The organism is Burkholderia sp. S-53, assembly GCF_025560745.1.
Classification (GTDB): Bacteria; Pseudomonadota; Gammaproteobacteria; order Burkholderiales; family Burkholderiaceae; genus Burkholderia; species Burkholderia pyrrocinia.
On sequence record NZ_CP090484.1, the window covers coordinates 3,104,613 to 3,122,751 of the forward strand.

16 protein-coding genes are annotated in these 18,139 nt (G+C 68.0%); 5 read left to right on the forward strand and 11 right to left on the reverse strand.

Features of this window, described 5'->3' with window-relative positions:
• Positions 1-28: 28 nt before the first annotated feature.
• The 4 genes from LXM88_RS35995 to LXM88_RS36010 form a co-directional block, all read right to left on the reverse strand.
• Positions 29-1,177, reverse strand: a complete 1,149-nt coding sequence (locus LXM88_RS35995; RefSeq protein ID WP_262544224.1) for a LysR family transcriptional regulator — start codon at positions 1,175-1,177, stop codon at positions 29-31.
• 61 nt (positions 1,178-1,238) lie between these two features.
• On the reverse strand, positions 1,239-1,967 hold the full coding sequence (locus tag LXM88_RS36000) for an aspartate/glutamate racemase family protein (protein WP_048025762.1): 729 nt from the start codon (positions 1,965-1,967) through the stop codon (positions 1,239-1,241).
• 22 nt (positions 1,968-1,989) lie between these two features.
• On the reverse strand, positions 1,990-3,540 hold the full coding sequence (locus LXM88_RS36005; RefSeq protein ID WP_262544225.1) for an NCS1 family nucleobase:cation symporter-1: 1,551 nt from the start codon (positions 3,538-3,540) through the stop codon (positions 1,990-1,992).
• Between the two features lie 252 nt (positions 3,541-3,792).
• Positions 3,793-3,957, reverse strand: a complete 165-nt coding sequence (locus tag LXM88_RS36010; RefSeq protein ID WP_262544226.1) for a hypothetical protein — start codon at positions 3,955-3,957, stop codon at positions 3,793-3,795.
• A 443-nt stretch (positions 3,958-4,400) separates the two neighbouring features.
• On the opposite strand from LXM88_RS36010, the gene LXM88_RS36015 reads away from it, so the two are divergent.
• Positions 4,401-4,733: a hypothetical protein gene (locus LXM88_RS36015; RefSeq protein WP_262544227.1), complete on the forward strand. Its 333-nt coding sequence runs from the start codon at positions 4,401-4,403 to the stop codon at positions 4,731-4,733.
• Positions 4,734-4,861: 128 nt separating this feature from the next.
• Here LXM88_RS36015 and mmsB read toward each other — a convergent pair whose 3' ends face one another.
• The 3 genes from mmsB to LXM88_RS36030 form a co-directional block, all read right to left on the reverse strand.
• Complete coding sequence (mmsB, locus tag LXM88_RS36020) at positions 4,862-5,752, reverse strand: 3-hydroxyisobutyrate dehydrogenase (RefSeq protein WP_262544228.1); 891 nt, start codon at positions 5,750-5,752, stop codon at positions 4,862-4,864.
• 164 nt (positions 5,753-5,916) lie between these two features.
• Positions 5,917-7,443, reverse strand: a complete 1,527-nt coding sequence (locus tag LXM88_RS36025; protein ID WP_262544229.1) for a CoA-acylating methylmalonate-semialdehyde dehydrogenase — start codon at positions 7,441-7,443, stop codon at positions 5,917-5,919.
• A 117-nt stretch (positions 7,444-7,560) separates the two neighbouring features.
• Positions 7,561-8,880 (reverse strand): MFS transporter, encoded by a 1,320-nt coding sequence (locus LXM88_RS36030; RefSeq protein WP_262544230.1) that lies wholly within the window; start codon positions 8,878-8,880, stop codon positions 7,561-7,563.
• 157 nt (positions 8,881-9,037) lie between these two features.
• Here LXM88_RS36030 and LXM88_RS36035 point away from each other — a divergent pair, with 157 nt between their 5' ends.
• Together LXM88_RS36035 and LXM88_RS36040 are read left to right on the forward strand one after the other, a co-directional pair.
• Positions 9,038-9,997, forward strand: coding sequence for a LysR family transcriptional regulator (locus LXM88_RS36035; protein WP_262544231.1), 960 nt, complete (start codon positions 9,038-9,040; stop codon positions 9,995-9,997).
• 121 nt (positions 9,998-10,118) lie between these two features.
• Positions 10,119-10,622: a hypothetical protein gene (locus LXM88_RS36040; protein WP_262544232.1), complete on the forward strand. Its 504-nt coding sequence runs from the start codon at positions 10,119-10,121 to the stop codon at positions 10,620-10,622.
• Between the two features lie 3 nt (positions 10,623-10,625).
• Here the strand turns inward: LXM88_RS36040 and LXM88_RS36045 are convergent, their stop codons facing one another.
• From LXM88_RS36045 to LXM88_RS36055, 3 genes are all read right to left on the reverse strand, one after another.
• Positions 10,626-11,636 (reverse strand): hypothetical protein, encoded by a 1,011-nt coding sequence (locus LXM88_RS36045; RefSeq protein ID WP_262544233.1) that lies wholly within the window; start codon positions 11,634-11,636, stop codon positions 10,626-10,628.
• Positions 11,637-11,693: 57 nt separating this feature from the next.
• On the reverse strand, positions 11,694-12,416 hold the full coding sequence (locus LXM88_RS36050; RefSeq protein ID WP_262544234.1) for a haloacid dehalogenase type II: 723 nt from the start codon (positions 12,414-12,416) through the stop codon (positions 11,694-11,696).
• 214 nt (positions 12,417-12,630) lie between these two features.
• On the reverse strand, positions 12,631-13,269 hold the full coding sequence (locus tag LXM88_RS36055; protein WP_262544235.1) for a hydrolase: 639 nt from the start codon (positions 13,267-13,269) through the stop codon (positions 12,631-12,633).
• Between the two features lie 197 nt (positions 13,270-13,466).
• On the opposite strand from LXM88_RS36055, the gene LXM88_RS36060 reads away from it, so the two are divergent.
• Both LXM88_RS36060 and LXM88_RS36065 read left to right on the forward strand, forming a co-directional pair.
• A complete protein-coding gene (locus LXM88_RS36060; protein ID WP_262544236.1) occupies positions 13,467-14,360 on the forward strand; it encodes a LysR substrate-binding domain-containing protein in 894 nt (297 codons plus the stop codon).
• A gap of 405 nt (positions 14,361-14,765) precedes the next feature.
• On the forward strand, positions 14,766-17,015 hold the full coding sequence (locus LXM88_RS36065; protein ID WP_262544237.1) for a putative bifunctional diguanylate cyclase/phosphodiesterase: 2,250 nt from the start codon (positions 14,766-14,768) through the stop codon (positions 17,013-17,015).
• Between the two features lie 43 nt (positions 17,016-17,058).
• On the opposite strand, the gene LXM88_RS36070 is transcribed toward LXM88_RS36065, so the two are convergent.
• Positions 17,059-18,123, reverse strand: coding sequence for a diguanylate cyclase (locus LXM88_RS36070; RefSeq protein WP_262544238.1), 1,065 nt, complete (start codon positions 18,121-18,123; stop codon positions 17,059-17,061).
• Positions 18,124-18,139 lie beyond the last annotated feature (16 nt).

The window sequence follows — 18,139 nt, forward strand, 5'->3', positions numbered from 1 at the left end:
GGCATGTTTCGCACGCGCTGCGCATTGTTCAGTGCGACTTCGTCGTGGGGCGCAGACGACGCGCGACGCGCGCGACAAGCGGACGGCGCGAGGCGCGGCAGTGCGTTGCCTTGCGTGCTCGCGGCGGGCGCGGCGGTTCGGACGCGGTCGTCGCCGGTACGGTTGCGGCCGCAACCGCCGCAACCGCCGGCAGCGCGGCCTCGGCGTCGAGCCAGGCGCGCGTCGCTTCGGCGATCAGCGCGCGCAGCCAGCGCACGCCGTCGACGCACGAACCCGATTCGTTCCACGTCATCCGGTACACGATGTCGGGCGGTTCGACCGGCAGCGCGACGGCGACGAGCGGCAGCAGTTTCGCGTAGTGCCGCGCGAGCCGGTACGTGGTGGTCAGGATCATGTCGGAGCGCACGAGCGCATGCGCGGCGAGTTCGAAGTGCGGCAGCGTGACGACGATTCGCCGCTGCAACCCCACACGATCGAGTTGCCGGTCGATCGCGCCGGACGCTTCGAGCCACGATGGCGTCGGACACAGCTGCGGCGCTGCCGCGAAATCGGCAGCCGTCATCGCGGCGCGCCGCGCGAGCGGATGCGTCGCGCGCATCAGGCACACGACGCGGTCGTCGAACAGGTCGTCCTGCCGGAACCGCGACGAACGGGCAGGGCGATTGTCGATCACGACGTCGAGTTCGCCATCGGCGAGTGCGCGCTCGTCGTCGAAACCGTCGCCGAGCGGATGGAACACGAGCTGCGCGTTCGGCGCACGTTCGCGAAACAGCGCAACGAGCTTCGGCACGAACAGCACGTTCAGGTAGTCGGGGCAGCCGATCCGGTAGGTGCGCACCGACGTGCGCGCGTCGAACGTCGGCTGCTGGATGCGGATGAAGTCGATCACGCGCAGCGCGTTGCGCAGCGGTTCGATCAGCCGCGCGCCGAATTCGGTCGGCACCATCCCGTAGCGGCTGCGCACGAGCAGCGGATCGCCGAGCAGCGTGCGCAGCCGCTTGAGCGCGGCGCTCGTCGCCGGCTGCGACATGTTCAGGCGCACGGCCGCACGCGACACGGTGCGCTCGGTCAACAGCACGAGCAGGATGCGCATCAGCCGCGCATCGAGTACGTCGAGCACGCCCGTGGCGCCGGACGCGTCGCGGGGCAGGGCGTTCGGGTCTATTGGATCCCGCATGCCGATACGCCTCCCGGCGACGCAATGCCCGAGCGCGACGCGGCAGCCGGACGGCGGTCCGTCATTTTGCGAAGGTTCCCGGCCAGCCGACGATCCGCTTCGGGCGCGGCGGCGCATACGTGCGAACCTTCGAGGTCTTCAGCTTCAGGCGCACGAGCGACTCGGCGAGCGCGACCGCGGCCGACACGCCGTCGACCACCGGCACGCCCGTGCATTCCTCGATTTGCCGGTCGAGGCCGGCCATTCCGCCGCAGCCGAGGCAGATCACTTCCGCGTGATCGTCCTTCACCGCGCGCTGCGCCTGGCCGACGATCGACTCGATCGCGCGGGCCGGGTTCTCTTCGAGCTCGAGCACCGCGAGGCCGCTCGCGCGCACCGACGCGCAGCGCGCGTCGAGCCCGGCGAGCTTCAGGCGATCCTCGATCAGCGGTACCGTGCGGTCGAGCGTCGTGACGACCGAGTAGCGATGGCCGAGCAGCATCGCGACGCTCGCGGCCGCTTCGGTGATGTCGACGACGGGCACGGTCAGCAGTTCCTGCAGGCCTTCGCGGCCATGTTCGCCGTAGCCGGCCTGGATCACCGCGTCGTACGGCTCGTCGTAGCTCAACACGCGATCCATCACGGCGATCGCCGCGAGGTAGCTCTCGAAGTTGCCTTCGACCGACTCCGCGCCGAAGCGCGGCGTCAGCCCGACGATCTCCGTGCCCGGCGACGCGGCGGCCTGCGCCTGCGCGGCGATCGCGTCGGTGATCGACTCGGTCGTGTTGACGTTGACTACCAGGATCCTCATCGAAGACTCCGTATGCGTGGGTTCAGTGTTGCGCGCAGGCGACCGCGATGGGTTCGCCCGAGCGCTCGTCGTATTGCCGTTTGCGATCGGCCAGCAGCCAGTACACGCTGCCCGCGATGGCCGCGCCGAGCAGCCAGGAGAACGGCGTCATCGCGCTGAAGGCCGGCACGACCGCGAGCGTGATCGAGATCAGCGCGGACGGCACGAGCGCCGCGAGCGCCTTGCGGTTCACGCCGCGCGTGTAGAAATAGGCGCCGGTCGGCGCTTCGGTATAGAGATCGGGCACGTTCACGCGCTGCTTGCGCACGAGCCAGTAGTCGACCGTGATGATCCCGTACAGCGGGCCGAGCAGCGCGCCGAGGCCGGACAGGAAATAGACGATCACGACCGGGCTGTTGTACAGGTTCCACGGCAGGATCAGCACGGCGATCGTCGCGCTGATCAGGCCCGCGCGGCGGAACGACAGCCGGTGCGGCGCGAGGCTCGTCAGCACGAAGGCCGGCGCGACGAAGTTCGCCATGATGTTCACGGCGACCGTCACGATCAGGAACGCGAGGCAGCCGAGCACGAGGAACAGCTTGCTCGGCACCGTCGCGATGATTTCCGTCGGGCTGTGGATGATCTGGCCGTTCAGCTTGAACTGCGCGCCGGCGAGCACGAAGCTGATCGTCGCGAACACGAGGATGTTCACCGGCAGGCCCCAGAAGTTGCCGACCCGCACCGTCTTCGCGCTCGGCGACGAGCGGGCGAAATCGCAGAAATTGAGCACCAGCGTGCCGTAGATCGCGAGCCACAGCGAGCCGCCCGCGAAGACTTCCGTCCACATCTTCAGGCCGGTCATCGGCTTGCCGATCGACATCGCGAGATGGCCGCCGGTGCGGCTGAACATCCACGCGGCGAGCGACAGCGTCGTGACGAGGATCACCGGGCCGGCGAGCCCCTCGTACTTGCGGACCATTTCCATCCCGTACGTGAGGATGCCGATCTGCACGAGCCAGATCGCGACGAACGTGATCCAGCCGAGCGTCGACAACCCGAAGATCGCGTTCTGGTCGAATGCGGCGAGGCCCGGCCAGATCGCGGTGAGCAGCACGCGCAGCACGACGGACGCGAGATAGGTCTGGATGCCGAACCATGCGATCGCGATCACCGCGCGGATCATCGCGGGCAGCAGCGCGCCGTAGATGCCGAAGCTCATCCGGCTGATCACCGGGAACGGCACGCCGGTCTTCTGGCCCATGTAGCCGGTCAGGTTCATGAAGCAGTACACGAGCACCGCGCCGATCGCGAGCGACGCGAGCATCTGCCAGCCCGACAGGCCGAGCGCGAACAGCCCGATCGCGAACGAGTAGTTCGCGATGTTGTGCACGTCGTTGGTCCACAGCGCAAAGATGCTGTAGCGGCCCCAGGTTCGGCCCTCGGCCTTGGTCGGCGCGAGGTCGGGGTTGTGCAGCCGCGGGCTCAGCGCGGGGTCGCGCGTGGCCGGGTCGGTTCGATGCGATGCGTCGTCCGCGCCGGGCACGAGGCCCGGGCGGTGAGTGGCTTCCAGTTGCACGCCGTTGTCTCCTTCCATGTGCGGGGCGCGAAACCGGCAGCGTGTGCACGCAGCGCCGGCCCGGCCGCCGTGGACGTTATGTCTCGGATTTGTTCGCGAGTATGGTTGGCCGGCTCGGCGATGGGAAATTAAATATTCGGCTGGGCGTCATTTGGAAAATGAATGGAACGCGGTCGGCGGCGGTGGCCGGGCGCGGCACGCGAATTGCTCGTCGGTGGGCGCCATCCATGTCGACATCGGCGGAGGTGTCATGCAGCGATATTCGTTTCGTCATGTATCGCGAGCCGTCGTCGCCGGCATCCTGATTGCGGGCCGGGCGGCAGGCGCGGGTTGCGGGAAGACGAGCGACAGCGGCGGGGCGAATTCCGATTCGGGCGCAACGAGCGGCATGTCGGCCGCGCCGTCCACTGCACCGTCGGACAGCGGCGCGGCCATGCCGTGCGCGGCTTCTGCGCCGGGCGGCGCGAGCGGCGGCTGACGGGCGGCTGACCGGTCGGGCGGACGGCGCACAAGCCGCGCGCGGGGGGCGCCGTTCGCAGGTCGGGTGCCGTGCGGGCTTCGCACGTGCGCATGAAAGATTTGCAATGACCGTTGGGTGCAAGCGGTGTGCCTGCGCGGCGGACGACGAATCAATGCAGGAAGCGCGCGCACTGACCGGCGCGCGGGCGTGAGCGCCCGAAACGACGCACCGGCCGGGCAAAACTACCCACGGGTTGAAAACGGACGCGGCGCCGGGCTGTAAATCTTGCCTGCGCTTGCGATCGTTTAACCATTCGAAACAATGTGTTCACTGAAAAGGGCATGATCTCCGGCGATCGAGCAGGCATACTGTCGCCTATGTTGCTCAATACACGTCGAACGGCGTGCGCTTGCCCCCCATGTTCATTCCAGTTTCTTTTCGAACCCTGCGATGGTTGACCGTCGCGGCTGCCGCATGCTTGCTCGCCGCGTGTTCGACCGCTTCCGACGTGACCGCGACGTCGAACCCGAACGTGTTCACCGTGACGACGCGCACGGTCGGCGTGTCGACGACGTGGGCCGACGCCCATGAGAAGGCCGTCAACGAAGCCAGCAATTACTGCACGCAGCGCGGGATGCGCGCGAGCCTGAAGCAGGAATCGCTGACCGGCGGCCGCCGCGTCGACGCACGCTCCGAACTCGCGTTCGAGTGCCATCCGACCTTCGAGACGGCGTCGAACCCGCGCGGTTGAACGACCGGCGGCGTCGCGCCGCCCGCGTCTGAAGCGGCACCTGCGTCTTCTTCCCCCGCATGCAATCCGACCTGCGATACGCGCAAGCGCATCGCGGGTCGGCGCACGTCCGGCGTCGGCTGCGCAGGCTACGCCGGCTGCGCCTCGTACAGTTTCACGCACGCGGAAAAGTCGAGCGCGCCGAGCCCTTGCTGGCTCATCGACTGATAGAGCTGCTGCGCGAGCGCGCCCATCCACACCGGCTGATGCGCGCTTCGTGCGGCTTCGGTCGCGAGCCCGAGATCCTTGAGCATCAGGTTCGCCGCGAAGCCGCCCGCATAACCGCGCGCGGCCGGCGCCGTGTCGCTCACGCCGGGGTACGGGTTGTAGGTGTCCGAACTCCAGCAGCGGCCGGTCGACGTATTGATGATGCCGGCCAGCACGGCCGGCTCGATGCCGAGCGCGGCGCCGAGCGCCATCGCTTCGGACACGCCCATCATCGAGATCCCGAGCAGCAGGTTGTTGCAGATCTTCGCGATCTGCCCGGTGCCTGTGCCGCCGCAATGCACGACGTTTTTCCCCATGTCGAGCAGCACGGGGCGGATCCGTTCGAATAGCGCGGCGTCCGCGCCGACCATGAAGGTCAGCGTGCCGGCCTGCGCGCCGCCGGTGCCGCCCGACACGGGCGCGTCGGCGAGCGGGAAGTCGCGCTGCGCGGTGGCTTCGGCCACCGCGCGCACGGTGCCGGGATCGATCGTGCTGCAGTCGATCAGCGTTGCGCCGGCACGCGCGCCGGCCAGCACGCCGTCGTCGCCGAGGTAGACGGCGCGCACGTGCTGCGCGGCCGGCAGCATCGTGATCACGATCGCGCCGCGCGCGGCTGCGTCGCGCGGCGAGCCGGCCGCCGTCGCGCCCGCGCGCACCGCGGCGTCGACCGCGTGCGCGTCGAGGTCGAACACCGTCAGCGCGTGGCCGGCCTTGAGCAGGTTGGCGGCCATGGGGCCGCCCATGTTGCCGAGCCCGATGAATGCGATTTCCATGTTTTTTTGCTCTCCTGTCGGCCGGACTAGGCGCTTCAGCACTTAGTCCGGCCCCGTGCTTCGCGGTCGGCCGGACTCGGCGCTTCAGCACTTAGTCCGGCCCCGTGCTTCGCGGTCGGCCGGACTCGGCGCTTCAGCACTTAGTCCAGCCCCGTGCATAGCTGTCAGCGCAGCGCGATCGTCGTGTTCACGCCGCCAGTCGTCGCGTCGTCGTCGAACCAGCGCGCGGTGACCGTCTTCGTCTGCGTGTAGAACTGCACGACCTGCTTGCCGTACGGGCCGAGATCGCCGAGCTTCGAGCCGCGCGAACCCGTGAAGCTGAAGTAGGGCACCGGCACCGGAATCGGGATGTTGATGCCGACCTGGCCGATGTCGATCTCGCTCTGGAACTTGCGTGCGGCCGCGCCGCTCTGCGTGAACAGCCCGACGCCGTTGCCCATCGGGTTGCGGTTGACGAGCGCGATCGCTTCGTCGAGCGTGTCGGCTTCGAGCACGACCACCACCGGCCCGAAGATTTCTTCCGTATAGATCGACATGTCGGTCGTCACGCCCGAGAAGATCGTCGGGCCGACGAAGTTGCCACGTTCGTAGCCGGGCACCGTCACGTTGCGACCGTCGAGTTCGAGCTTCGCGCCTGCCTTCACGCCTTCGTCGATCAGCGCGGTGATGCGCGCATGCGCGGCCTTCGACACGACGGGCCCGACATCCGTGCCCGGCTCGTGGCCCGCGTTGATCCTCAACGCCTTGGCCTTTTCGACGAGCTCGGGCAGCCAGTCGCGCGCGGCGCCGACGAGCACGACGACCGACGTCGCCATGCAGCGCTGGCCGGCCGCGCCGAAACCCGCGCCGACGAGCGCGTTGATCGACTGCTCGCGGTGCGCGTCGGGCAGCACCACCGCGTGGTTCTTCGCACCCATCATCGACTGCACGCGCTTGCCGTGCTGGCTGCCGAGGTTGTACACGTGCGTGCCGACGCGCGTCGAGCCGACGAACGAGATCGCCTTGATGTCAGGATGCGTGCACAGGCGGTCGACCACCGTCTTGCCGCCGTGCACGACGTTCAGGACACCTTGGGGTACGCCGGCCTCGATCGCGAGTTCGACGAGCTGCATCGTCGACAGCGGATCCTGTTCCGACGGCTTCAGCACGAACGTGTTGCCGCACACGATCGCCATCGGGAACATCCACAGCGGAATCATCCCGGGGAAGTTGAACGGCGTGATGCCCGCGCACACGCCGATCGGCTGGCGCAGCGTGTAGGTATCGACGCCGCCCGCGACGTTCTCCGCGAATTCGCCTTGCTGCAGCGTGCCGATCGAGCACGCGTGCTCGACGACTTCGAGGCCGCGGAAGATGTCGCCCTGCGCGTCGGGCAGCGTCTTGCCTTGCTCGGCCGTCAGCGTGTGCGCGATCCGCTCGAGATTGCGGCGCACGAGATCCTGGAACTTCAGCATGATGCGCAGCCGCGCGCCGATCGGCGTCGTTTTCCACGTCTGGAATGCGCGCTGCGCGGACGCGATCGCGGCGTCGACCTCGTCGAGCGTCGCATACGGCACGCGGCCGATCGTTTCCTGCGTCGCGGGGTTGACGATGTCGCCCCATTCGGTGCTCTGCGATTCGACGAACGCGCCGTCGATCAGCAGCTTGGCGGTGGGCAGGGCGAGGGTGGTCTGGGGAACTGCGGCGTTCATGGAACTCTCCGGGATGGAAGCGGTGTTGCGATGAAAAAGGGAGCCTGCGTCCACCGCCCGTGCAGGCATGGCGAACAGCAGGACGAACTGAAATCGATCGGATACCGGCTGGCGCGCTCAGGCGCGCGGCGGCCGCATCAATGCGGTACACACGAGCGCGAACACGCCGAAGCCGACGAGGTACGCGATCACGTAATGCGGCTGGCCGCCGCCGGCCTTGAGCAGCGACGTCGCGATCATCGGCGCGAAGCCGCCGCCGATCACGCCGGCGAGCTGCACCGACAGCGAGATGCCGCTGTAGCGGATTTCCGCCGGGAACTGCTGCGCGAACAGCAGCGATTCCGGCGCATAGAGGATCGGGAACACGACGCCGAGGCCGAGCACGATCGCCCACCATGCGTATGACGTCTGATGCGTGCCGAGCATCATGAAGAACGGCGCGGCGAACGCGCACATCAGCACGAGGCCGATCGCGAACATCCGGCGCTGGCCGATGCGGTCGCTCAGGTGGCCGCACAGCGGCATCGTGACGAGCGACAGCGCGGCGCCGGCCGTGATCGCGTGCAGCATCTCGGCCTTCGGCAGGTGAAGCTGCTGCGTCGCGTAAGCGAGCGCGAACGTGACGACCATGTAGAACCACGTGTTCTCGGCGGCGCGTGCGCCGACGATGGTCAGCACTTCGCGCGGATGGCGGCGCAGCGCAGCCGTCACCGGCGACTTCTCGGCCTTGCCCTGGCGCTGCATCTTCTCGAAGTCGGGCGACTCGGGCACCTTCGCGCGGATGAACCAGCCGAGGCCGACGAGCGCGATGCTCGCGAGGAACGGCACGCGCCAGCCCCACGACAGCATGTCGGCTTCCGGCAGCGCGGCCACCGCGGCCATCGCGACCGACGACAGGATCAGGCCGAGCCCGACGCCCGTTTGCGGCAGGCTGCCGAACAGCCCCTTGCGGCCCTTCGGCGCATGCTCGACGGCCATCAGCACCGCGCCGCCCCATTCGCCGCCGACGGCCATCCCCTGCAGGAAGCGCATCGCGATCAGCAGCGCGGCCGCCCAGTAGCCGATGCTGTCGTACGACGGGATCAGCCCGATGATCATGCTCGGCACGCCCATCAGCAGCAGCGTGATCATCAGCATCGACTTGCGGCCGATCCGGTCGCCGAAGTGGCCGAACACGATGCCGCCCATCGGCCGCCCGATGAAGCCGACCGCGAACGTGCCGAACGCGGCGAGCGTGCCGACGACGGGGTCCAGCGACGGGAAGAAGATCCGGTTGAACACGAGCGCGGCGGCCGTGCCGTAGAGGAAGAAGTCGTACCACTCGATCGTCGTGCCGGCCATGCTGGCCCAGCCGGCCAGCAGGTAGTGCTTCGCGGTGCGGGCGGGTGCCGGCGTCGCGACTGTCGCATGCTCATCGAGGGTGGATCGCGTCTGCATGGTGTCTCCGTGGTGGGTGCCGCGGCTCGTGGTCCGCAGGTCACGGTCGAGTATAGTTATGCGCAGATTCATCATGTACCGATAAAGAAGCCGGTTGGATGTGCATTTATGCATATCGACGGCCGGCCCGGAGACTCCAGCCCTTTTTTCCTCGCCGATGCGACATGCCACCGAGCCGGTTTCCGGCAACCTGAACTGGGACGACCTGCGTTTCTTCCTCGAAGTCGCGCGCACGCAGCGCGCGAGCGGCGCCGCGAAGCGGCTCGGGGTCGACTACACGACCGTCGCGCGGCGCGTCCGCGCGCTCGAGGCCGCGATGGGCACGCTGCTGTTCGACAAGTCGCGCTCCGGCGGCTTCACGCTGACGGCCGAAGGGCAGCGGCTCGTCGCGTATGCCGACGCGATGGAGACGACCGTGCAGTCCGCGTGCGACCAGGTCGCGAATACCGGCGAGGCGCTGTCGGGCCACGTGCGGATCGGGTCGACCGAAGGGTTCGGCTGCTTTTTCCTGGCGCCGCAGCTCGCGCAGTTTCGCGCCGCGCATCCGCATGTGACGGTCGACCTGCTGCCGGTCCCGCATTTCGTCAACCTGCCGAAGCGCGAGGCCGACCTGGCGATCACGCTCGAGCGGCCCGAGCGCGGGCCTTACGTGTTCACGAAGCTGTGCGACTACCAGTTGCGGCTCTACGCGACGCGCGACTATCTCGCGAACCACGCGCCGATCGCGTGTACCGACGATCTCGCGCGGCACGCGTTCATCAGCTATGTCGACGATCTCGCGTTCAGCAGCGAACTGCTGTACCTGGACCGCGCGGTGCCGGGCGCGACGGCCGGGCTGCGCACGACGAGCGTGATCGCGCAGTATTTCGCGGCGCTGCAGGGCGGCGGGCTCGCGATCCTGCCGTGCTTCATGGCGGCCACGCAGCCGGCGCTGGTGCCGGTGCTGCCGGACGACGTGGTCGTCACGCGGTGCTTCTGGCTGACCTGCCGCGAGGATCTGCGCAAGCTGCGGCGCGTGACCGCGCTGTGGGATTACCTGCGCGCGGCGGCGGATGCGAACCGGGAATTGCTGACGGGCGAATCGGGGACGTTGAAATTCGTCGGCGAGCCGGCATAGCGGGTGACCGAAGCGGCGGCGATTCGCGCGGCGATCGCGGCAGCGGTGCTCGCGCGGCACAAGGCGGGCGCGAGGGCTATCATCGCGTCATGTCCGCACCGGCAGCCGCCAGGAGAGTGTCGTGGAAATTCATTCGCAATGGACGTTCGATTGCCGGCCCGAGCATGTATGGCCGCATTTCCTCCATGCGAGGATGGACGACACGCGGCCGTTGCTGTTCCGCGTCGGCGTGCCGAAGCCGGTCAGTTGCCGCGTGCTCGAAGGCACGCCGGCCGTCGGCAATACGCGGCAGTGCACGACCGATCGCGGCACGATCGACCAGCGGATACTCGTGCTCGACGAGAATCGCCGGCTGCGTTACCGGATGGTGTCGTCGACGGTCTGGTGCCGGGATTGGGTCGAGCTGCTCGAAGACGAATTCACGCTTACGCCGATCGAAGAGGGCAGGACGCGTGTCGAGCGGCGCACCGTGTTCCGTGCGCGCGGCGGGTTCCGGCCGGTTCGGCAGATCGGCTTATGGCTCGCATTGCAGCAGGCCCACCGGTATGCGGCGCGCAACTGGCGGCGCCTCGCGATTGCGGCGAAGGGGCGTGCCGTCGCGACGGAACGGGCGCCCGGGGCCTAGCGCCTACGCGTAATAGATTTGCCCGATATCGGTGTCGCGCATTTGCCCCGTGCGTTCGGCTTCCTCGCGTGCGACGCCGAAATCGCGCGTGCACAGATCCTGGCGGCCGAGCGCATTCAGGATGCTCGACGTGCGCCACGCCGGCAGCCAGTCGGACCACGAGAGCCGCACGCCGATGATCAGCGCCAGTAGCGTACCCACCATCAGCGGCCCGCCCAGCAGCATGAACAGATCGAGTTCGAGGTCGGAAAACCCGCCGTCGCCGGTCCAGAGCACCAGGAGCATCATCGGGATCAGCAGGCAGTTCATGCCGATGAACAACCATTTCCACGCCAGCCAGAGGCTGTGCGTCATGCCGGCCAGCCCGGTCTCTCCGCACGCATAATCCATGACCAGATAGCGCCTGTCGGGAGACGACAGCGCAAACAGGCGACCCTGTCGATCGATGACGGCCACGACTTCGTCGCCGACCTCGAAGCATTGCCCGCCCAGAAATCCACGATACGTGTTCCCGCCGATTTCGATTTCCACCGGGAGTTTGGCCAGGAGAATCCTGCCGTTCTTGCCGACGGTCACGTAGGCGTTCTGCGATGCGAAGGTCTTGCTGTCGCGGATATTCGCATACGACCACGTTGCCGGATGCTCGACCTTGTCGGCGTCGGCGTTCAGTTTGGCAAGGATGCTGTCCTCGTTGCCTTGCTGAAAAACCAGCGCATTGGCCGCGGCGCCGTTGCCCGTCAACGCGGCCATGATCGGCACCACGTTGTGCGTGAACCAGTAGCCGAGCGAGCGCTTCCGGGCTTCCGGGTCGACCGGCTGCAACAGGTGGGCTTCGGAACTGTCCTGATCCGGGCGTTCGAGGAAGCGCAGCGCGGTCAGTTTGCCTTCGACCAGATGCAGGGGAGATGACATGCGCGCAGGCGAAACGGAATGACGATGGACGCAGAGTCTACCAGTGGCCCATGGGGCCGTGCCGCCGGCCCCGGCCGTTGCGCAACCGTGTGACGCGTGCAATGCGGCTTGCGGCCGGCCGGATTGCGCGGTTCGCGCAATCATCGGCCGATGCGGCGCTCAAGCCGGGCAGTCGAGCCGATCCGCGAGTTCGTTCAGGTCCCTGACGTCGAAGTCCCACGCTTCGTCCGCTTTCAGGTCGGTCGTCTGGCCGGGCCCGTGTTCGGTCGGCCGCAGCACGAACGCGGTCGACAGCCCGAGCCGGCGTGCGGCGGCGAGATCGCCGTTGTGCGCCGCGACCAGGCACAGCTCGGCCGGCGCGACGCCGAGAATCTCGACCGTGTCGCTGTACACCTGCGGCGACGGCTTGTACGCGCGGACGACTTCCGCGCCGAGAATCGCGTCCCACGGCAGCCCCGCGCGTTTCGCGACGTCGATCATCAGCCGGATGTTGCCGTTCGACAGCGGCGCGATGATGAAGCGCCGCTTCAGCCGGTGCAGCGCGGCGACGGCGTCGGGCCACGGGTCGAGGCTGTGCCACGCGAGGTTGAGCGCATCGATGTCCGCGTCGGGCGCGTCGACGATCCCGTAGCGGTCGAGCGTGCGGACGAGGTTCTCGCGATGCAGCACGTCGAGCCGCACGTAGCGGCGGCGCCCGCTGCGGATTTCTTCCATCGACGGCGAATATTCGGCGCGCCACGCATCGGCGAACTCGAACGGATCGAGCGCCGGCGCGTAGCGATCCAGGAACGCGGCGGCGCCGCGCGCGACGCCGCTTCTCCAGTCGACGATCGTTCCGAACACATCGAAAACGAGCGCCTTGATTTCGGCAGGATTCGTCATGGTGATCCCGTGAAAGTCGTTCGATGAGGAGGCACATCACCGTGCCGCCGGAATGCGCGACGCCGGTTCGATCGACATTGAATCACGGATACGAAAACGCGGCTTGGCCGGCCGCGATGCCGTCCGGGGTGCCGCCGGAACGGATGAAACCGGCAAGGCATGGGCGCGCGCCGCCGGCGGGAACACACCCGCGGCCGCGCGCGCCGGGCCTCGGTCAGCTCCTGTCGTACGAGAACTGGATGCCGGCCGTGCCGCCGGTTTCGATGAACAGGTTGATGAACGCCGGCACGGTGGCGCTGCGCGCCCAGTCTCGCTGCAGTTCGCAGAACAGTTGCGCGACGCTGATCATCTGCCCGCCGGCCTGCTCGATGCGGCGCAGCGCGGCTTCGTGCGCGGCGACCGACGTGCCGCCGACCGCATCGACGACCACGTACACCTCGTAGCCGGCCTTCAGCGCGTCGAGCGCGGGGAACGTCAGGCACGCTTCGGTCCACAGCGCCGTCATGATCAGTTTCTTGCGGCCGGTTGCCTCGACGGCCTTGCGGAATTCGACGTCTTCCCACGAGTTGATGCTCGTGCGGTCGTAGGTCGGATAGCCTTCGAGCGCCGCGCGCAGCTGCGGGATCGGCGGCTTGTTCAGGCCCGTCTTCACGTTGACGGTCGAGTGGACGATCGGCAGGCCGTACGTGACGGCCGCCTTCGACGCGCCGACGATGTTGTTGATCAGCAACTGGCGATCCATCGACGCGATGGAGTTCACCTGGACCGGCTGGTAATCGATGACGATGAACGCCGCGTTCTGCGGGGTGAGCAGGTGGTCGTTCGCGGGATCGCGAATCGGTTCGCTTGCCATGGTTGCCTCCAGAGTCAGTGCAGGAAGTGAGGGGGAATGCCACGCTCGGTGAATCGGGCGGGCTGCCGGCGGAGCCGGATGAAACGATTCGGGCCACCGCGACAACATCGATCCACGTCGAAAAACAATGCTATTCCTGCAACAACCGGCGTTCCAGTCTCTTAAAATGCCGTCAGTGTTCTATGAGTGGAACAATCATGGATGACCTGAACGACCTCTACTATTTCGTGAAAGTGGTCGAGCATGGCGGGTTCACGCAGGCCGGGCGCGCGCTGGATGTCCCGAAATCGACGTTGAGCCGGCGTATCGCGGCGCTGGAGGCGAAGTACGACGTGCGGCTGCTGCAGCGCACGACGCGTCATTTCACGGTCACGGAAACCGGGCGCGAATTCTACGAGCGCTGTCTCGCCGTGCTGGTCGAGGCCGACGCCGCGCGCGAGGTGATCGAGCGCCGGCACGCGGAGCCGCGCGGCATCGTCCGCGTGAGCTGCCCGACCGCGCTGCTCGAGTATCGCGTGAGCGAACTGGTCGCGCGCTTCATGGCAATTCATCCGCAGGTGCACGTGCATCTCGAGGCGACGAACCGCCGTGTCGACCCGCTGAGCGAAGGGTCCGACCTTGCGCTGCGCGTGCGCTTTCCGCCGCTGGAGGACAGCGATCTCGTGATGCGCGTCCTCGGCGACAGCCCGCAGCGGCTGGTGGCCGCGCCGCAATGGCTGGACGGGCGCGCTGCGCCGTCGGACCCGGCCGAGCTGGCCGGCGCGCCGAGCCTCGACTGGGGGCCCGCGCGGCATCACGTGTGGCAACTGGTCGGGCCGAACGGCGAGCACGCGCAGTTGCGCCATCATCCGCGCTTCATTACCGACGACATGCACGCGCTGCGCGATGCGGCGATTCACGGCGTCGGCATCGTGCAGTTGCCGTGCATGGTCGTCGAGGACGACCTGCGCAACGGCACGCTGGTCGACGTGCTGCCCGGGTGGGCGCCGAAGGGCGGCGTGGTGCACGCGGTGTTTCCATCGCGGCGCGGGCTGCTGCCGCGCGTGCGCCTGCTGATCGACTTCCTCGCCGAACACATCCGCAAGGATTGACGGGCGGCGCGGCGCGTTCGGCGCGTTGCAGGCTGTCGGTCGAGGCCGCGCTCGATGCGCTGAAGGCCGCGGCGCGGCCACAGCAACGCGCAACGCAGGGCGCCGCCACAATCTGACGAACCGATTTCGACGGCGCGCATGGCGGTGCCCGAGGCCGTCTCACGGCGCGCAAGTCTTTCGGCAAGCTGACCGGCACGCGAGCGGCGCGGCAACCGCGCGTAAGCCCTGATGAATGCGGATGTGCGGGTTGTCACGGATTGGTGTTAAATACATTTCGGCGCGCCTTGGCGCGGCGCGAACTCGGGGCGCACCGGGCATCGGCGTAAACCCGGAGCGAAAACGGCACGAAGGATCGAAAACGAATCGGGCGCATCAGACCCGATCGGACAGACGGCAGGATTCAACTTGAATACCGAACCGCAAAGTTCTCGTTACAGCCTCGGGCTCGCGGCGGAAGTGCTCGCGTCCGAGCAGAGCGTGCTGAGGCTGATCACGCGCAACACACCGCTGCCGGAACTGTTGATCGAAGTCTGCCGGCGCGCCGAGACTTTGCTCGGCGACGGCGCGTCGTGCACGATCCTGCTGCTCGATACGGACGGCGTGCACGTGCGTGTCGGCGCGGCGCCGTCGCTGCCCGCGCAGTACAGCGCCGCGATCGACGGCGCTTCGATCGGGCCCGCCGCGGGCTCGTGCGGCACGGCGATGTACGAGCGCCGGATGATTGCCGTCGAGGACATCGAAACCGATCCGCTGTGGGCCGACTACCGTTCCGTCGCGTTGCCGCTGGGCCTGCGCGCGTGCTGGTCGGTGCCGTTCCTCGACGAGGCAGGCGCCGTGCTCGGCGCGTTCGCCGTCTATCACCGCACGCCGCGCCGGCCGAGCGACGAGGAAACCGCGCTGTTGCGCGATATCGGCAACAGCGTCGGCCTCGCGGTTCACCAGGACCGGATGGTGCGGCAGCTCGCGCGCAGCGAGGAACATCACCGGCTCGTCGTCAACAGCCTGAACGAGGGGATCCTCGTCGTGTCGCGCGACGGCGTCGTGGTCGCGAGCAACCCGAGCGCGAACCGGATGATGCGCGTGAAGGGCGACCTCGTCGGCCGCCGGCTGTCGACGGTGATCCTGCGCAAGCTGCGCGAGGACGGCACGCCGATCGCGCCGGACGAATGGCCGAGCCGGCTCGCGCTCGAGACGGCCACGCCGCTGCTCGACTACACGGTCGGCTTCGGCCTGGCGGACGGCGACATCATCTGGGTGCGCGGCAACGCGGTGCCGATCGTGAAGCCGGGCGAAACGCAGGCCGACTCCGTGCTCGTGTCGTTCAACAACATCGGGCCGGTGCGCGAGGCGCAGCAGCAGTTGCGCTACCTGGCGACGCGCGATGCGCTGACGGGCCTCTACAACCGTCGCTGGCTCGCCGAGCGGATGCGCGAGCTGTTCGGCAGGCACGATGCGGCGGCCGGGCCCGCGCGCGTCGCGATCCTGTTCATCGATCTCGTCGGCTTCAAGAAGGTCAACGACACGGCCGGCCACGACGCCGGCGACGCGCTGCTGCGCAGCGTCGCATCGCGGCTCGCGGGCTGCGTGGGCAGCCAACATGCGCTCACGCGCGTCGGTGGCGACGAGTTCGTGATCCTCGTCGACGACTGCGACGATCCCGACCGTCTCGCGGCGCTCGCGCGCGAGGTGATCGATGCGATCGCGAAGCCGTTCGCGATCGCGAACAACGAGTACTGGCTCGGCGTGTCGATCGGCATCAGCGTCGCGCCGCGCGACGGCGACGACGCGGTCACGCTGATGCGCAATGCCGATTCGGCGATGTACGACGCGAAGCAGCGCGGCCGCAATCACTTCACGTTCTTCACTGCGCAGCTCAACCTGCGGCTGCAGCGCCGCTTCGCGGTCGAGCAGTCGCTGCGGCGCGCACTCGCGTCGGACATGCTGCGGCTCGCGTACCAGCCCGTCGTCGATGCGCGCAGCGGCCGCACGGTCGGCGCCGAGGCGCTGCTGCGCTGGACGAGCCCCGAACTCGGGCCGATGTCGCCGTCGGAATTCATTCCGATCGCCGAAGATACGGGGCTGATCGTCGCGATCGGCCAGTGGGTGCTCGAAACCGCGTGCCGGCAGGCGGCCGAATGGCGCCGCACGATCGCGCCCGACCTGATGGTGGCCGTCAACCTGTCGCCGCGGCAGTTCCACGAAGGGCTCGTCGAATCGGTCGGCCGCTGTCTCGCGCAAACGCGGCTCGATCCGTCCGCGCTCGAACTCGAGATTACCGAAGGACTGCTGATGAACGACACGGACACCGTGCTGCCGATGCTCGAAGCGCTCACGGACATGAACGTGCGGATCTCGGTCGACGATTTCGGCACCGGCTATTCGTCGCTCGCGTACCTGAAGCGCTTTCCGCTGCACAACCTGAAGGTCGACCGTTCGTTCGTGTCGGGCGTGCCCGATCATCACGACTCGGTCGCGATCACGCAGGCCGTCGTCGCGATGGCGCATTCGCTCGGGATGAAGGTCACGGCCGAAGGCGTCGAGACGCATGCGCAATCGTGGTTCCTGCAGCAGATCGGCTGCGACATGCAGCAGGGCTACCTGTTCAGCCGGCCGCTCGACCCGAGCGACTACGCGCGCCGGCTCGGCGCCGTGTGAGCGCGACGCGCGGGCCAGGGCCCGTTGTCGGCGGGAGCCGGCGCTAGTCGTCGCGCGGCGCGCCGAACCCTGAGGCGCCGGGCGGCGGCGCCGCATCGATCTCGACGCGGTTCTTGCCTTCGTGTTTCGCGCGATAGAGCGCGCGGTCGGCCGCCTCGATCAGCACGGTCGTCGGCAGGCCGGGCGCCGGCACGATGCTCGCGCCGCCGATGCTGATCGTCACGGTGTCGCCCGTCGACGAATGCGCGTGCCGCAGCCGGAGCGCCTCGACCGCGAGACGGATCTTCTCGCCGAGCAGCCGTGCGGCGCCCGGCGACGTGGCCGGCATCACGACCGCGAATTCCTCGCCGCCGAAGCGCGCGGCGAGATCGCCGGACTGCCCGAGACAGCGCTCGATGGTCGACGCGATCTGCTTGAGCACGCTGTCGCCGGACACGTGCCCGTACGTGTCGTTGTACAGCTTGAAATTGTCGACGTCGATCATCAGCATCGACAGCTCGCTGCGCTCGCGCGTACCGCGCCGCCATTCGGCGGCCAGGTATTCGTCGAGATAACGGCGGTTCGACAGCCCGGTCAGCCCGTCCGAGTGCGTGAGGCGCCGCAGTTCGAGATTGGCCTCGAGCAGTTGCTGCTGCGATTGCCGCAGCGCGCGATAGGCCTCGTCGCGCTGCAGCAGGTTCATGTACGAGCGCGAGTGATAGCGAATGCGCGCGACGAGCTCGATGCGGTCGGGCAGCTTCACGAGGTAGTCGTTCGCGCCGGTCGCGAACGCGGCGCTCTTGATCACGGGCTCTTCCTGCGTCGACAGCACGATGATCGGCACGTCGCGCGTCGCCGGATTCGCGCGGTACGCCTTCACGAGGCTCAACCCGTCGGTGCCGGGCATCACGAGGTCCTGCAGGATCACGGTCGGCCGCGTCTCGATCGCGGTGGCCATCGCGTCGTCCGAGCGCGGGCAGTAGTGGAAGTCGATACCTTCCTCGTCGACGAGCGCGCGCCGTACGGCTTCCGCGACGATCGTCTGGTCGTCGACCAGCAACACCATTGCCGGCACGTCGGCGGCCGGCGTGTACGGGCCGCCCGGCGGGCGGGTCAGGTCGCTAGTCATGATTGAAGCAGGCTGT

Excerpts from the sequence above, each read along its gene's own strand:
- LXM88_RS35995 (WP_262544224.1), bottom strand. The coding sequence starts at position 1,177 with ATGCGGGATCCAATAGACCCGAACGCCCTGCCCCGCGACGCGTCCGGC.
- LXM88_RS36000 (WP_048025762.1), bottom strand. The coding sequence starts at position 1,967 with ATGAGGATCCTGGTAGTCAACGTCAACACGACCGAGTCGATCACCGAC.
- LXM88_RS36005 (WP_262544225.1), bottom strand. The coding sequence starts at position 3,540 with ATGGAAGGAGACAACGGCGTGCAACTGGAAGCCACTCACCGCCCGGGC.
- LXM88_RS36010 (WP_262544226.1), bottom strand. The coding sequence starts at position 3,957 with ATGGCCGCGCCGCTGTCCGACGGTGCAGTGGACGGCGCGGCCGACATG.
- LXM88_RS36015 (WP_262544227.1), top strand. The coding sequence starts at position 4,401 with ATGTTCATTCCAGTTTCTTTTCGAACCCTGCGATGGTTGACCGTCGCG.
- mmsB (WP_262544228.1), bottom strand. The coding sequence starts at position 5,752 with ATGGAAATCGCATTCATCGGGCTCGGCAACATGGGCGGCCCCATGGCC.
- LXM88_RS36025 (WP_262544229.1), bottom strand. The coding sequence starts at position 7,443 with ATGAACGCCGCAGTTCCCCAGACCACCCTCGCCCTGCCCACCGCCAAG.
- LXM88_RS36030 (WP_262544230.1), bottom strand. The coding sequence starts at position 8,880 with ATGCAGACGCGATCCACCCTCGATGAGCATGCGACAGTCGCGACGCCG.
- LXM88_RS36035 (WP_262544231.1), top strand. The coding sequence starts at position 9,038 with ATGCGACATGCCACCGAGCCGGTTTCCGGCAACCTGAACTGGGACGAC.
- LXM88_RS36050 (WP_262544234.1), bottom strand. The coding sequence starts at position 12,416 with ATGACGAATCCTGCCGAAATCAAGGCGCTCGTTTTCGATGTGTTCGGA.
- LXM88_RS36055 (WP_262544235.1), bottom strand. The coding sequence starts at position 13,269 with ATGGCAAGCGAACCGATTCGCGATCCCGCGAACGACCACCTGCTCACC.
- LXM88_RS36060 (WP_262544236.1), top strand. The coding sequence starts at position 13,467 with ATGGATGACCTGAACGACCTCTACTATTTCGTGAAAGTGGTCGAGCAT.
- LXM88_RS36070 (WP_262544238.1), bottom strand. The coding sequence starts at position 18,123 with ATGACTAGCGACCTGACCCGCCCGCCGGGCGGCCCGTACACGCCGGCC.